12 protein-coding genes are annotated in these 13,736 nt (G+C 68.6%); 1 reads left to right on the top strand and 11 read right to left on the bottom strand.

What is annotated here, in order from left to right; genetic code table 11:
* The first annotated feature begins 50 nt into the window (after nucleotides 1–50).
* Nucleotides 51–1,709 carry an MFS transporter gene (locus ABDZ92_RS15920; RefSeq protein WP_164521216.1) on the top strand — a complete coding sequence of 553 codons (1,659 nt, stop codon included), beginning with the start codon at nucleotides 51–53 and terminating at the stop codon, nucleotides 1,707–1,709.
* Here ABDZ92_RS15920 and ABDZ92_RS15915 read toward each other — a convergent pair.
* The 11 genes from ABDZ92_RS15915 to ABDZ92_RS15865 form a co-directional block, all read right to left on the bottom strand.
* Nucleotides 1,696–2,940, bottom strand: coding sequence for a S41 family peptidase (locus tag ABDZ92_RS15915; RefSeq protein ID WP_125960030.1), 1,245 nt, complete (start codon nucleotides 2,938–2,940; stop codon nucleotides 1,696–1,698). The genes ABDZ92_RS15920 and ABDZ92_RS15915 overlap by 14 nt on opposite strands.
* Before the next feature lie 47 nt (nucleotides 2,941–2,987).
* Entirely contained in the window at nucleotides 2,988–3,674 is a 687-nt protein-coding gene (locus tag ABDZ92_RS15910; RefSeq protein WP_125960031.1) for a GNAT family N-acetyltransferase, read from the bottom strand.
* 363 nt (nucleotides 3,675–4,037) lie between these two features.
* Nucleotides 4,038–4,298: a DUF1467 family protein gene (locus tag ABDZ92_RS15905; RefSeq protein ID WP_125960032.1), complete on the bottom strand. Its 261-nt coding sequence runs from the start codon at nucleotides 4,296–4,298 to the stop codon at nucleotides 4,038–4,040.
* Nucleotides 4,299–4,303: 5 nt separating this feature from the next.
* Nucleotides 4,304–5,941 carry a ribonuclease J gene (locus tag ABDZ92_RS15900; protein WP_125960033.1) on the bottom strand — a complete coding sequence of 546 codons (1,638 nt, stop codon included), beginning with the start codon at nucleotides 5,939–5,941 and terminating at the stop codon, nucleotides 4,304–4,306.
* 79 nt (nucleotides 5,942–6,020) lie between these two features.
* Nucleotides 6,021–6,809: a type III pantothenate kinase gene (locus ABDZ92_RS15895; RefSeq protein ID WP_125960034.1), complete on the bottom strand. Its 789-nt coding sequence runs from the start codon at nucleotides 6,807–6,809 to the stop codon at nucleotides 6,021–6,023.
* Between the two features lie 40 nt (nucleotides 6,810–6,849).
* A complete protein-coding gene (locus ABDZ92_RS15890; protein ID WP_425542298.1) occupies nucleotides 6,850–7,563 on the bottom strand; it encodes a biotin--[acetyl-CoA-carboxylase] ligase in 714 nt (237 codons plus the stop codon).
* The gene (gene nuoN / locus ABDZ92_RS15885; RefSeq protein ID WP_125960035.1) at nucleotides 7,560–9,017 is read right to left on the bottom strand and encodes an NADH-quinone oxidoreductase subunit NuoN; all 1,458 of its coding nucleotides are present in this window, start codon (nucleotides 9,015–9,017) and stop codon (nucleotides 7,560–7,562) included. The genes ABDZ92_RS15890 and nuoN overlap by 4 nt, the downstream gene beginning before the upstream one ends.
* Nucleotides 9,017–10,585, bottom strand: a complete 1,569-nt coding sequence (locus ABDZ92_RS15880; protein ID WP_125960036.1) for an NADH-quinone oxidoreductase subunit M — start codon at nucleotides 10,583–10,585, stop codon at nucleotides 9,017–9,019. Before ABDZ92_RS15880 ends, nuoN begins: the two co-directional genes overlap by 1 nt.
* 109 nt (nucleotides 10,586–10,694) lie before the next feature.
* Nucleotides 10,695–12,815 carry an NADH-quinone oxidoreductase subunit L gene (nuoL, locus tag ABDZ92_RS15875; RefSeq protein ID WP_125960037.1) on the bottom strand — a complete coding sequence of 707 codons (2,121 nt, stop codon included), beginning with the start codon at nucleotides 12,813–12,815 and terminating at the stop codon, nucleotides 10,695–10,697.
* 7 nt (nucleotides 12,816–12,822) lie between these two features.
* A complete protein-coding gene (gene nuoK, locus ABDZ92_RS15870) occupies nucleotides 12,823–13,128 on the bottom strand; it encodes an NADH-quinone oxidoreductase subunit NuoK (RefSeq protein ID WP_125960038.1) in 306 nt (101 codons plus the stop codon).
* Nucleotides 13,125–13,736, bottom strand: a complete 612-nt coding sequence (locus ABDZ92_RS15865) for an NADH-quinone oxidoreductase subunit J (RefSeq protein WP_125960039.1) — start codon at nucleotides 13,734–13,736, stop codon at nucleotides 13,125–13,127. The genes nuoK and ABDZ92_RS15865 overlap by 4 nt, the downstream gene beginning before the upstream one ends.

The raw sequence follows: 13,736 nt of genomic DNA, 5'->3' as shown, positions 1-13,736 counted from the left end.
AGCCGGGTCTGCAAGTCAAAGCCGGCGGGGTGTTGCCGATGCCTTCTGCGGTGCTGCGTACCATTCTGGCTCCCCGGGCGACGATCTCGCCGGAAGCGCGCGAGCGCGGCTTGCGCTTCCTGCTGATCGATGCCGCCTTTGCCACCGCGATCGGCGCGCTCAACAGCGGCGTGGTGCTGCTGGCGCTGGCGCTGCATATCGGGGCGAGCGAGATCGAGATCGGCGTGATCGCGGCCATCCCGCTCCTGACCCAGATGCTCCAGGCCCCGGCCGTGACCCTGGTGGAGCGGGTGCGGCGGCGGCGGCTGATCTCGGTCGCCTGCGTGTTCGGCGCGCGGCTGGCGCTGCCGGTCTATGCGGCGGTTCCGCTGATCCCCGACCGGAACATCGCCGTCGGCGTGCTCGTCGCCGCAGCGCTGCTCCACTACGGCCTGAATGCGGTGGGCGCCTGCAGCTGGAACAGCTGGATGCGCGACCTGCTGCCCGAAGAGCAGCTGGGAGCGTTCTTCGCGCGCCGCAACCTCTATGGAACGGTGGTGGGGGCGGTGGCGACCCTGCTGGCAGCGTTCGCCCTCCAACGCGCGGGACGATCGGACGCGGGCGGCGACCGCGTCTATGTGGCGCTGTACCTGATCGGCTTCCTGTGCGGGCTGGCGAGCACCGCGGCGCTGGCGCGAGTGCCGGAGCCGTGGATGGGACGGCGCCGCGGGCGGCCATCGCTGCGAAGGCTGCTGCTGCGGCCGCTGCGCGATCGCAACTTCCGCTCGGTGCTGCGCTACCTGGCGAGCTGGCAGTTCGCGGTGAACCTGGCGACGCCGTTCTTCACCGTCTATTTCGTGCGTGAGCTGGGCTTTTCGGTGGGCTTTGTCCTCACCCTGACGGTGGCGAGCCAGCTCGCCAATGCGGCGGTGGTGCGCGGCTGGGGAAGCCTGTCCGACCGGTTCACCAACAAGTCGGTGCTGACGGTCGCCTCCCCCCTCTACCTGCTGTGCGTCGCCGGGATGATCTTTGCCGACGACTTCACCGGCGAGCTGTCGCGACCGGCCTATCTGCTGGCGCTGCACCTGGTGATGGGCGCCGCCCAGGCCGGCGTCGGGCTTGCGGCGGGCAACATCGTCATCAAGCTGAGCCCGGCGGGCGCGGCCACCAGCTACATGGCGACCAACGCGCTGGTGGGGGCGCTGGCATCCGGCGCCGCGCCGATCGTCGGCGGCTGGCTGACCGAGTTCTTCGCGGCACGCAAGCTGCACCTGTCGATCGACTGGACGAGCCCGAGCGGCACCGCCGAGCTGTTCGGCGTCGGCATCGCGCATTGGGAGTTCTTCTTCCTGCTGTCCGCCGTCCTGGGACTCTATGCGCTGCACCGGCTGTCGGTGGTGACGGAGTTGGGCTCGGTCGAGCGGCGCGAGGTGATCCAGCACATCGTCCAGTCTGCGCGCTACAATCTGCGCAACGCCTCCTCGGTCGCCGGGGTGCGCCAGGCGCTCGCCTTTCCCGCCGACGCGCTCATCAAGTCGCGGGAGGGAACGCGCTTCCTGGTCGAGGCGCTGTTCGAACGCCACCGCGACACCCGCGCGCCCGAGGTGGCACAGGAGGCGGTCGGCACCATGCTGGATGCGGCGTTCGAGCCGCCCGCCGACGACATGTTCGACGCGCTGGTCCGCCAGCTCGACGCGCAGCCCCGCCGGGACCCGCCTAGCGCCCGATAGCCGCCAGCACCGGATCGTGGCTGCCGTCGCGCTCGGCACGGGGAAGGTAGAGGCGCGGGCGATAGGCCTCGCGCGGGAGGCCATCGACCGTGAAGAGCTGTTCCGTGCCGAGGTCGATCCTGGCCGCGGAGCCGTCGATCGTCTCGTTGCTCAGCGCACCGAGCAGGTCGCCCAGATCGCTGCCCACCGTGGTGGCGCCGATCGCGTCGAAGCCGATCATCAGCCCCTCCCCCATGCTGCCCGTCCAGCGGCCGCCGGCGACATAGACCTTGCCCCCGTAGCGCGCGCCGAAGGGGGCGACATACTCTGCGAACCGGCGCGGCGGCCCGAGCACGCGCGACTCATAGGGGACGACGTGCACCTGATAGGGCCGGTCGTGGTCGACGAAATGGCCGAGGATGCCGCGCGCGACGCTGGTGTTGCCGCCGCTGGGCGTGTTGCGCAGGTCGATCAGCAGCGTGGTGGTGTCGGCGAGGCCTGCCAGCGCCTGCGAGAATTGCGCGATCAAGGCTTGATCGCCGAGCGAGTTGTGGATGCGCAGGATGCCGAGCGTACCCTGCCGCTCGACGCTGAGCAGCGGGCCTTCCTGCACCCGCTTCGCCTGATCGGTGGTGGCGGCGAGGGCGACGGTGCGGCGGCGGTGCCCATCGACGAGCTCCAGCGTGCGCGGGCGCCGGCGAGTGCCGGCGAGGGCCATGTTGAAGGCGAAGTCGATCTGGGCCGGGACGAGCGTCGCGAAGGGCCGGCCGGTGATGGTCTCAACCGTTGCGCGCGGTGACCGGCCGTCCAGGGCCCGCACGACCATGCCGGGCTTCAGGCCCTTGGCGAGCGCGTCGCTGTCGGCCCGCACCTCTTCGATCCGGAACGCGGTGCCGTCGAAGGTGCCGAACAGGTCCGAGGCGGTCGGGATGACGGCCCAGTCTTCCAGGTCGAGCGGGCCGACGACGAAGTGCGGGTCGGCGAAATTGTGCGCGACGAGCTGGAGCGTTTCGATAAAGGCCTTGTCGTCCGGCGCGCGGCGGGCCTGTTCGGCGAAGGCGGAGAGGATGGCGTTACCGTTGATGCCGGGACGGTCGAAATAGCCGTAGCGCTCCCGCAGCAGGGTTTCGAAGGACGCCCAGGCGGTCACTGCGTCGAACGGCTTTGCCGGGGGCGCCGATTGTGCGCGGGCCGCGGGGGCGGAGAGCAGCAGCAGGGCTGCCAGCGAAACGGTCGCGCGGCGGAGGTCCATCGGGCGATCATCCAACATGGGGCGGCGGAATGGCAAGCGCGGGCGGATCAGGCAGTAGTTAGGCGCGTCATCAGGATCTCGCGGCGGTGGCGGAAGCCCAGGCGTTCGTAGAGGGCGATCGCGGCCTGGTTGCTGGCATAGGCGTGGAGGAACGGCGTGTCCCCGCGGGCGAGGATGCCGGCGGCGACGCGGCGCATCAGCGCGGCGGCGTATCCGCGGCCGCGATGGTCGGGATGGGTGCAGACGCCGCTCACCTCGGTGAAGCCGTCGGGCTGCATGCGCTCGCCGGCCATGGCGACTAGGCGGCCGTGCTGGCGGATGCCGACGAAGCTGCCGAGCTGGTGAGTCTTTTCGAAGAACGGGCCGGGCTCGGTGAGGGTGGCGAGCGCCAGCATCTCGGGCGCGTCGGCGTCGCCGAGCGCGATGATGGCGGCGTCGGGTGCGCTCGCGTCGGTGACTTGCGTTGCCACCATCTGGACGCCGAGGTCCTGGGACACGACGGCGAGGCCGGGGATCGGCGGAGGCGCGTCCGGCTGAAGCAGTGCCACGTCGCCATGCTCGATCGCCAGCGCGGCAAGGCTGGTGAGGCTGGGCTCGGCGTCGTCCGGGAGCGCGGCGAAGACGCCGTATGCTGGGTGGTAGCGACGGGCTGCGCCGTGGACGACGGCAAAGCGCGCGTGGCGACCGCGGAGCGCGGAGAGGGCTGGGAGGTCGAGGGGGTGCGCTGCCGTCATGGCGCGGAGCTTAGTCGGAGTGGGGGTGCTTCGGTAGCGGGCTCGTGGGGCGGGTGTGCCGCCGATCTCGGGCGGCGTCGCAACTGGGCCCCGGCCTTCGCCGGGTTACGGGTTGGGGCTTTAGGGGTGAGCCGGTGGCTAGTTGCGGGGGTTTGGCTTTGGCCGCAGCCTGCCCGTGTTCGTACCTCGGCGGAGGCCGGGGTCCAGGTGGGCGGCGCTGGCGAGGAGTCGCCCTGCCCGTACCACGCCGTGCTCCTGCGGAAGCAGGAGCCCAGGGTTATGAAGCACGCCGCTTGTGGCTCTGGGCTCCTGCCTGCGCAGGAGCACGGTTGGCTGCCGGCACGCGGTGGCCGCGATCCTCGGCTAGCCGAAGAAGTCGAGGTTCTCCGGGGTCAGCCAGCCATAGATATAGTTGAGGTAGAAGGCGCCGAAGAGCACGAGCGAGACGATCGTGGTGCGCAGCGCGATCTTGCCGGGGGCGAAATGGGCCGGGGCGCTTTCGGCCTGGCCGGGGACGTGGGCATGGCCCGCCTCCTCGGCCGTGCGCATGCCGAACGGCAGGACGAGGAATGCGCTGAGCACCCAGAACAGCAGGTAGATCGCCAATGCCGACTGCCAGCGCATATCCCTCAGGCCTCGATCAGGAGGACGTCCACGATCGGCTTCTTGCCGGTCCAGCGGGTCGCGACGCGGCGTACCGCCAGGCGAAGCTGCTCGCGCAGCTTCTCGCGGTCGCGACCGCCCTTGCGCACCGCAGCCTCGGCGGCGTCGGCGGCTTCCTCCAGGAACGGGTCGCGCTCGTCCTCGACCGGCACGCCCTGGGCGCGGACCACCGGGCTGCCGACCAGGTTGCCGCGGCGGTCGATCGCCACCGCGACCGACATCTGGCCGTAGAGCGAGATGCGGCGGCGCTCGTTGATGGTGTTGCCGTCCGCCGGCAGGATAACGTCGCTGTCGAGCGCCAGGCGGCCGACCACGGCATGGCCGATGCGGCGCGGATCACCGGGGGCGAGGCGCAGGATGTCGCCGTTCTGCTGCGTGATCGCATCGGGCACGCCCTGTGCCAGCGCGAAGCGGGTGTGCTCGGCGAGATGGCGGGCTTCACCATGGACCGGCACGACCAGATCGGGGCGGATCCACTTGTACATGGCCGCGAGTTCCGGCCGGCCGGGGTGGCCGGAGACGTGGACGTGCGCCTGGCGATCGGTGATCATCTCCACGCCCTTGGTCGCAAGCGCGTTCATGATGCGGCCGATCGCGACTTCGTTGCCGGGGATCTGCTTGGAGGAGAAGACGACGCGGTCGCCCTGCTCCAGGCTGATCTGGTGGCTGCCCTCCGCCACGCGGGCGAGGGCCGCGCGCGGCTCGCCCTGGCCGCCGGTGGCGATGATCAGCACCTCATTGCGGGGCATCGACATGGCGGTGTCGAAATCGACGGTCGCCGGGAAGTCCGTCAGGTAGCCGGTGGCGCGGGCGACGCGCAGGATGCGGTCGAGCGAGCGGCCGGCGACGCAGACGGCGCGGCCGGTCTCCTGCGCGACCTTGCCTAGCGTCGAGAGGCGCGCGGCGTTGGAGGCGAAGGTGGTGACCATGACGCGGCCTCGCGCGCTGGCGACCGTGTCGAGCAGCCCTGCGTAGACGTCATCCTCGGAACCCGAGGCGGTGTCGTTGAGGACGTTGGTGGAATCGCAGACCAGCGCGAACACGCCTTCGTCGCCGATCGCTTCCAGCTCGGCCGGGGTGGAAGCTGCGCCGACCAGCGTGGTCTTGTCGAGCTTCCAGTCGCCGGTATGGAACACGCGGCCGTGCGGCGTGTCGATCAGGAGCGCGTTCGCCTCCGGGATCGAGTGGGCGAGCGGCACGAAGCGGAAGCCGAACGGGCCCGCCCGGAAGCTGCCGGCGCGCTCGATCACCTTGAGCTCGACGGTGTCGGCGATGCCCTCTTCCTCGAGCTTGCCGCGGATCAGGCCGGCCGTGAACGGCGTGGCGTAGATCGGCACGTCGAGGTCGGCGGCGAGGTAGGGCAGCCCGCCGATGTGATCCTCATGCCCGTGGGTGATGACGATGCCGACGAGGTCGTCCAGGCGATCTTCGATGAACTGGAGGTCGGGCAGCATCACGTCGATGCCGGGATAGGCCGGATCGGCAAAGGTGATGCCGCAATCGACCATCACCCACTTGCCCTGGGTTCCGTAGAGATTGACGTTCATGCCGATCTCGCCCGATCCGCCGAGCGCGACAAATAAAAGTTCGTTTCCGGGAGTCACTGGGTTCTTTCTTCAGGTAACTCGCCGCCATCCCGCGACGAGGGGCCCGGCCGTGCCGGTGCCACTTTGCAAAATCTCTTCAGGCTTTGGCGGCTATATGGGTTCTTGCCCACAGCATCGCCAGCCCTCGCAAGGTGAGGTCCGCCTCCACCACGTCGAACACCTGGGTACGCTGTTCGAACAGGATGGCGAGGCCGCCGGTCGCGATGACCTTCACGGGGCGGCCGATCTCCTGTTTCAGCCGGGCGACCAGCCCCTCGATCATCGCGACATAGCCCCAATAGATGCCGATGTGCATCTGGCTGACCGTGTTGCGGCCGATCACGGTGGAATCAGCCGGCGCCTCGATCGCGATGCGGGGCAGCTTGGCGGCCGCCGTCACCAGCGCGTCGAGCGAGAGATTGATGCCGGGCGCGATGATGCCGCCCTTATAGGCACCGCGAAAGTCGACGACGTCGAAGGTGGTGGCGGTGCCGAAGTCGATCACGATCAGGTCGCCGGGATGCTCGGCATGGGCAGCGATGACGTTGAGCGCGCGGTCGGCGCCCAGGTTCTGCGGCTCGTCCACGTCGAGCGGGAAGCCCCAGGGCGCGGCAGCGCTGCCGGCGATCACCGGCTCCGTCCCGAAATATTTGCGGGCGAGCACCTGGAGGTTGTGGAGCGCGCGCGGAACGACGGTGCCGATCATCACGCCGTCGACATCGGAGCGCTGATGGCCTTCCAGGGCGAGCAACTGGCTCAGCCACACGGCATATTCGTCGGCGGTCCGCCGGGGATCGGTCGCGATGCGCCAGCGCGCATGGATGGTCTCCCCCTCCATCAGCGCGAACACGATGTTGGTGTTGCCGGCGTCGATCGCGAGCAGCATGGCGGCTTCTACCCTTTGGTTCGTGGCGGGCGTGCGGGCGTCAGGCCAGCAGCACGTCGCCTGCGTGCATGGCATGGCGCGTGCCATCGGCCAAGCGCAGCAGCAACGCCCCGTCGGAATCGAGCCCGTCGAACAGCCCGGTGACGCTGCCGCCGTCGGGCAGGCGCGCGGTGAGCGCGGTGCCGAGCGGGTGGGCGCGATCGAGCCAGCACTGGCGGATGGGCCCAAGCCCCTCCCCACGCCAGCGGCCCAGCCAGCGCGCGAAGCATTCCGCCAGCGTCTCCAGGAACGCGTCGGGTGCGACCTGGGCGCCGTGCGCGGCGAGGCTGGTGGTGGCGCGGTCGGCGAGGTCGGGATGGTGGGCGAGGTTGACGCCGATGCCGATCACGACTGTGTCCCCTGCCCGCTCCAGCAACATGCCCGAAAGCTTGGCGCCGTCGACCAGCAGGTCGTTGGGCCATTTGAGCGCGAGCCCCGCCGCTTGCGGAAGATAGACGCGCACCGCCTCGTCCAGCGCCACGGCGGCCACGAAGGCGAGCGTGGATGCGGGCGGATCGGTAGGGCGCAGGCACACGGCGGTGCTGGCGTAGCAGTTGCCGGGGGGCGAGACCCAGGCGCGGCCGAGGCGGCCGCGGCCCGCGGTCTGGCGCTCGGCGCGCAGCCACAGGCCTTCGGATGCGAGACCGGCCCCAGCCAACGCCAACAGGTCGGCGTTGGTGGAGCCGGTCTCCGCAACGACGCGGATGGTCGTCAGAACAGCGACCGTGCCGCCGTCATGGTCCAGGCGCCAAGCGGGGCGAGCAGGAACCAGCCCACCGGCGAGATGAACACGGCGCTCGCCGCGAGCAGGCCGCCCTCGAAGCGATCGGTGCGAACGGCAACGCCCTCTGCCGGTGCGTCGAAGTAGAGCGTCTTGACGATGCGGAGGTAGTAATAGGCGCCCGGTACCGAGCCGATCACCGCAACCACCGCCAGCACGAACAGGTCGGCTTGAACTGCGGCGTTGAACACCTCCAGCTTGGCATTGAAGCCGAGCAGCGGCGGGATGCCTGCGAGCGAGAACATCATGATCGCGAGCGCAGCGGCGAGGCCCGGATGCGAGCGCGACAGGCCGGCGAAGCCGGCGATCGTCTCGATCGGGCGACCCGCGACGTCGCGCATCTGCAGCACCACCAGGAAGGAGCCGAGCGTCATGACGATGTAGATCGCCATGTAGAACAGCACCGAGGCGACGCCCTCCGGCGTGCCGGCAGCGAGGCCGACGAGCGCGAAGCCGACGTTGTTGATCGACGAATAGGCGAGCAGGCGCTTGATGTTGGTCTGGCCGATCGCCGCGACCGCACCGAGCACGATCGACGCGAGCGAGGCGAAGATCACGATCTGGCGCCAGTCGGCGGTCGCCGGGCCCATCGCCTCGACCGCGACGCGCATGCCGAGGCCGATCGCCGCCACCTTGGGCGCCGAGGCGAAGAAGGCGGTGACCGGGGTCGGTGCGCCCTCGTACACGTCCGGCGTCCACATGTGGAACGGCACGGCCGACATCTTGAACGCGATGCCCGCGAACACGAACGCCAGGCCGAACAGCAGGCCGAGCGAACGATCGCCGCCGAGGTCGCCGGCATAGGCCTGGGCGATGTCGACGAAGAGGGTCGTGCCGCTGAAGCCGTACACCAGGCTGATGCCGTAGAGCAGGATGCCCGAGGCGAGCGCGCCGAGGACGAAGTACTTCAGGCCGGCTTCGGCCGAGCGCGTGTCGCGGCGCATGAAGCTGGCGAGGACGTAGGCGGCAAGGCTCTGCAGCTCGAGGCCGACGTAGAGCAGCAGCATGTCGCCCGCCGACACCATCATGCCCATGCCGGTGCACGAGAGCAGGATGAGGATCGGATATTCCGGCTTCAGGTTATCGCCGGCCGTCTGCGCGAAGAAGCGCGGGGCCACCATGATCGCTATCGCCGAGGCCGCGTAGATCAGCACCTTCGCGTACGCCGCGAAGGCGTCGGCACGGTACATGCCGCCGAACGCGGTCGTCCCCGACGAGGCCGGGCCGACGAGCGCGATGCCCGCGCCCACCAGGACGAAGACGGAGGCGATGCTGACCGCGCGGGTCGAGCGCTGCCCGCCCCAGGCGGCGACGAGCATCAGCACGATCGCGCCGGCCGCGAGCACGAGCTCCGGCAGGGTCGTCGCGAGTTGGGATGCGTAGCTCATCAGTGCGCCTCGGAGTGTGCAGGGGCGCCGTGCGCCGCTTCGCCGCCGTGCTCAGCCGCCGCGGCCGCAGCCGCTTCGGGGTTGCCGGGGGTGGGTCGGGAATCGCTGGCTGGGGTCGCACGTTCGATGCGGGCCAGCAGCGTGGTGACGTCGTTGCGCATCGGCGCCATGAAGCTTTCCGGATAGACACCCATCCAGAGCGCTACGGCCGCGACCGGTGCCAGCAGCGCGATCTCGCGCACCGACAGGTCCGGCATCGCCCGCACGTCTTCCTTGTCGAGCGGGCCATAGGCGACCCGACGATAGAGGTAGAGCATGTAGGCAGCACCCAGGATGATGCTGGTGGTGCAGATCAGCGCCGCCCAGGTCGACACCTGGTAGAGGCCGGCGAGGCTGAGGAACTCGGCGACGAAGCCGCTGGTCCCCGGCAGGCCGATCGATGCCATGGTGAAGAACAGGAAGAACACGGCATAGCGCGGCATGTTCTCCGCCAGACCGCCGTAGCGGGCGATCTCACGGGTGTGCAGGCGGTCGTAGATGACGCCCACGCACAGGAACAGCGCGCCCGACACCAGGCCGTGGCTGAGCATCATGATCATCGCGCCTTCAATGCCCTGCCGGTTGAAGGCGAACAGGCCGATGGTCACGATCGCCATGTGCGCGACCGACGAATAGGCGATCAGCTTCTTCATGTCCGACTGCACCAGCGCGACGAGCGAGGTGTAGACCACCGCCACCGCCGAGAGCAGGAACACGAGCCAGGCGAGATCGCCCGAGGCGTCCGGGAACATCGGCAGCGAGAAGCGCAGGAAGCCGTAGCCGCCGAGCTTCAGCAGCACGCCCGCCAGGATGACCGAGCCCGCGGTCGGCGCCTGCACGTGCGCGTCCGGAAGCCAGGTGTGGACCGGCCACATCGGCATCTTGACCGCGAACGATGCGAAGAACGCCAGCCACAGCCAGGTCTGGACCTGCGGCGGGAAGTCGTACGCCATCAGCGTCGGGATGTCAGTCGTGCCGGCGGTCGAGCGGATGTAGATCATCGCGATCAGCATCAGCACCGAGCCGAGCAGCGTGTAGAGGAAGAACTTGTACGACGCGTAGATCCGGTTCGCCCCGCCCCAGATGCCGATGATCAGGTACATCGGGATCAGGCCACCTTCGAAGAAGATGTAGAACAGCAGCAGGTCCTGCGCCGCGAAGGTGCCGATCATCAGCACTTCGGTAAGGCAGAAGGCGGCCATGTATTCCGGCACGCGATCCGTCACCGACTTCCAGCTGGCGCCGATGCAGATCGGCATCAGGAAGACGCTGAGCATGATCAGCAGCAGCGAGATGCCGTCGATGCCGAGCGCCCAGTTGAAGCCGCCGACGTTGATCGGGCCTTCGACGAACTGCCACTGAGCACCGCCGACGTCGAACGACGCCCACAGCAGGATGCCCAGCGCGAAATCGACCAGCGTGGCGAGGAGCGCGATCCAGCGCGCCGCCTCCGCCTTGACGAACAGGCAGGCGATAGCCGCGATCGCGGGGACCGCCAGCATCACCGACAGGATCGGGAACTCCATCACTTCGCGAACCCCCGAACCAGGATCGTTACATAGCCGGCCATTGCCGGACCCCCCATTGCTTGTTCGGCCATCCCGGTGCCGCGCACGGCCGGTGCGCCCGCGCCGCCGATCACGACGCGATCGCCCAGGTGACCGCCGCCGTCAGGCCGATCAGCATGACGAAGGCATAGGTGTAGAGATAGCCGGTCTGCATCTTGACCGCGACGCGGCTGCCCAGTGCCACCACCGCGGCCGAGCCGTTAGGCCCGAACCGGTCGATGGTGCCCTCGTCGCCGCGCTTCCAGAAGAAGCGGCCGAGCGCGAACGCCGGACGGACGAAGATCAGGTTGTACAGCTCGTCGAAGTACCACTTGCGCAGCAGGAACTGGTGCAGCGGACGCAGGGCGGTTGCCGTGCGGCGCGACGTACCGGGCTTGAGCACATAGGTGACCAGCGCCGCCACGAAGCCGAGGATCATGACGATCGTCGCCGCCAGCTTCACCAGCATCGGCACCTCGTGCATCGCGTGCATCAGGTGTTCGTTGAAGAACAGGCTGCCGCCCCAGAAGCGCGCGCCCTCCTCTGCCCCGATGAACCACGGGTTGAACACGAAGCCTGCAGCCACGGCGCCCACCGTCAGCACGATCAGCGGCACCAGCATCGGCAGCGGGCTTTCGTGCGGATGATAGCCGCCGGTCCCGGCCGGAATCTGGTCCGCATGCGCCGCATGGGTCGAAGGCGCATGGCCCGCGTCCTCGGCATCCGCGTGCACTTCCTGGCCGTGCGAGTCCGCGGCAGCGTGGGCATGGGCGTGGTCGTCGTGACCGTGCGCGTCATGGCCATGGCCGTGGGCGTCGTGGAGCGCATGCTGGATGTGCTCCGACGCGGCCCAGCGCGGCGTGCCGAAGAAGGTCAGGAAGATCAGGCGCCACGAGTAGAAGCTGGTCAGCAGCGCGGCGAAGGCGCCGACGTAGAACGCCAGCGTACCGGTGCCGCCGGCCGCGAACGCCGCCTCGAGGATCGCGTCCTTCGAGTGGTAACCCGCAAAGCCGCCCACGCCGTAGATGCCCACGCCGGTGATCGCGAGCGTGCCCGCCATCATCGCCCAGAAGGTGAGCGGGATCGACTTCCGAAGGCCACCGTAGAAGCGCATGTCCTGTTCGTGGTGCATCGCGTGGATCACCGAGCCCGCACCCAGGAACAACAGCGCCTTGAAGAAGGCGTGGGTGAACAGGTGGAACATCGCCGCGCCATAGGCGCCGACGCCGGCCGCGAAGAACATGTAGCCGAGCTGCGAGCAGGTCGAATAGGCGATCACGCGCTTGATGTCGGTCTGCACCAGGCCGATCGTCGCGGCGAACAGGCAGGTCGCGGCGCCGACGATGGTGACGACGGTGAGCGCCGTCGGGCTCGCCTCGAACATCGGCGACAGGCGGCACACCATGAAGACGCCCGCGGTGACCATGGTCGCCGCGTGGATCAGCGCCGACACCGGGGTCGGGCCTTCCATCGCGTCCGGCAGCCAGGTGTGGAGGCCCAGCTGCGCCGACTTGCCCATCGCGCCCACGAACAGCAGCAGGCAGAGCACGGTCATCGTATCGAAGCGCGCGCCCAGGAAGCCGATGGTGGAGCCTGCCATGCCGGGTGCCGCGGCCAGGATCTCCGGAATGGAGACGGTGCCGAAGACCAGGAAGGTGCCGAAGATGCCGAGCATGAAGCCGAGATCGCCGACGCGGTTGACGACGAACGCCTTGATCGCGGCGGCATTGGCGCTGGGCTTATAGTACCAGAAGCCGATCAGCAGGTAGGACGCGAGACCCACCCCTTCCCAGCCGAAGAACATCTGCACCAGGTTGTTCGCCGTCACGAGCATCAGCATCGCGAAGGTGAACAGCGAGAGATAGGCGAAGAAGCGCGGCTGCGACGGGTCCTCGCTCATATAGCCCCAGCTATAGAGGTGGACGAGCGCGGACACGCTGGTGATCACCACCAGCATCACGGCCGTCATCGCATCGACGCGCAGCGCCCAGGCGATGTCCATGTCCCCGGAAACGATCCAGGTGAACAGCGGCTCGACGTGCGGGACCTGCGTGCCCGTCATGAAGCCGATGAAGATCGGCCAGGACATGGCGCACGAGGCGAACAGCGCGCCCGTGGTCACGATCTTGGGAAATGCGGTGCCGAACGCACGGTTGCTCAGGCCCGCGATCGCGGCGGCCAGGAGCGGCAGGAGAACGATAAGCTGGATCACCGAATGATCACCCCTTCATCCGGTTGACGTCGTCGACCGAGATCGAGCCGCGGCCACGGAAATAGATCACCAGGATCGCCAGGCCGATGGCGGCTTCGCCGGCGGCCACGGTGAGCACGAACATCGCGAACACCTGCCCCACAAGGTCGCCCAGGTAGGAGGAGAAGGCCACGAAGTTGATGTTCACGCTGAGCAGGATCAGCTCGATCGCCATCAGCAGCACGATCAGGTTCTTCCGGTTGAGGAAGATGCCGAGCACGCCGAGCGTGAACAGGATCGCTCCCACGACCAGATAATGGATCAGACCGATCACAGCTCCACTCCCTGCCCGACGGGCTGATTGACGTTGCGGGTCGCGTCCTTGGAACGACGATTGACCTGGCGGCTGACGTTCTGGCGATGGCTGTCGGTGCGGTTGCGGTGCGTGAGCACGATCGCGCCGATCATGGCGACCAGCAGCACCAGCCCCGCGCCTTCGAAGACGTAGAGATAGCGCGTGTAGAGCAGGTGGCCGATCGCCTCGATGTTCGGGAGCGCGCCGTCGATCGGCGCGATGCGCCGGCCGAGCTCGATGCGGCCTGCCGACCAGGCGCCGACCGCGATCAGGATCTCGGCCACCAGCGCCACCGCGAGCACCAGGCCCAGCGGCAGGTAGCGGACGAAGCCCGCGCGCAGCTCCGCGAAGTCGATGTCGAGCATCATGACCACGAACAGGAACAGCACGGCGACCGCGCCCACATAGACGATGACGAGCAGCATCGCGATGAACTCGGCACCGACGAGCACCATCAGGCCGGCCGCGTTGAAGAACGCGAGGATCAGCCAGAGGACGGCGTGGACCGGGTTGCGCGACGTGATCGTCAGCGCCGCCGACACGATCACCACCGCGGCGAAGAGATAAAAGGCGAGTGTATGGATCAC

The sequence above is a fragment of the Sphingomonas molluscorum genome (genome assembly GCF_039522995.1).
Classification (GTDB): Bacteria; Pseudomonadota; Alphaproteobacteria; order Sphingomonadales; family Sphingomonadaceae; genus Sphingomonas; species Sphingomonas molluscorum.
This window is presented reverse-complemented; position numbering and strand designations above follow the sequence as displayed.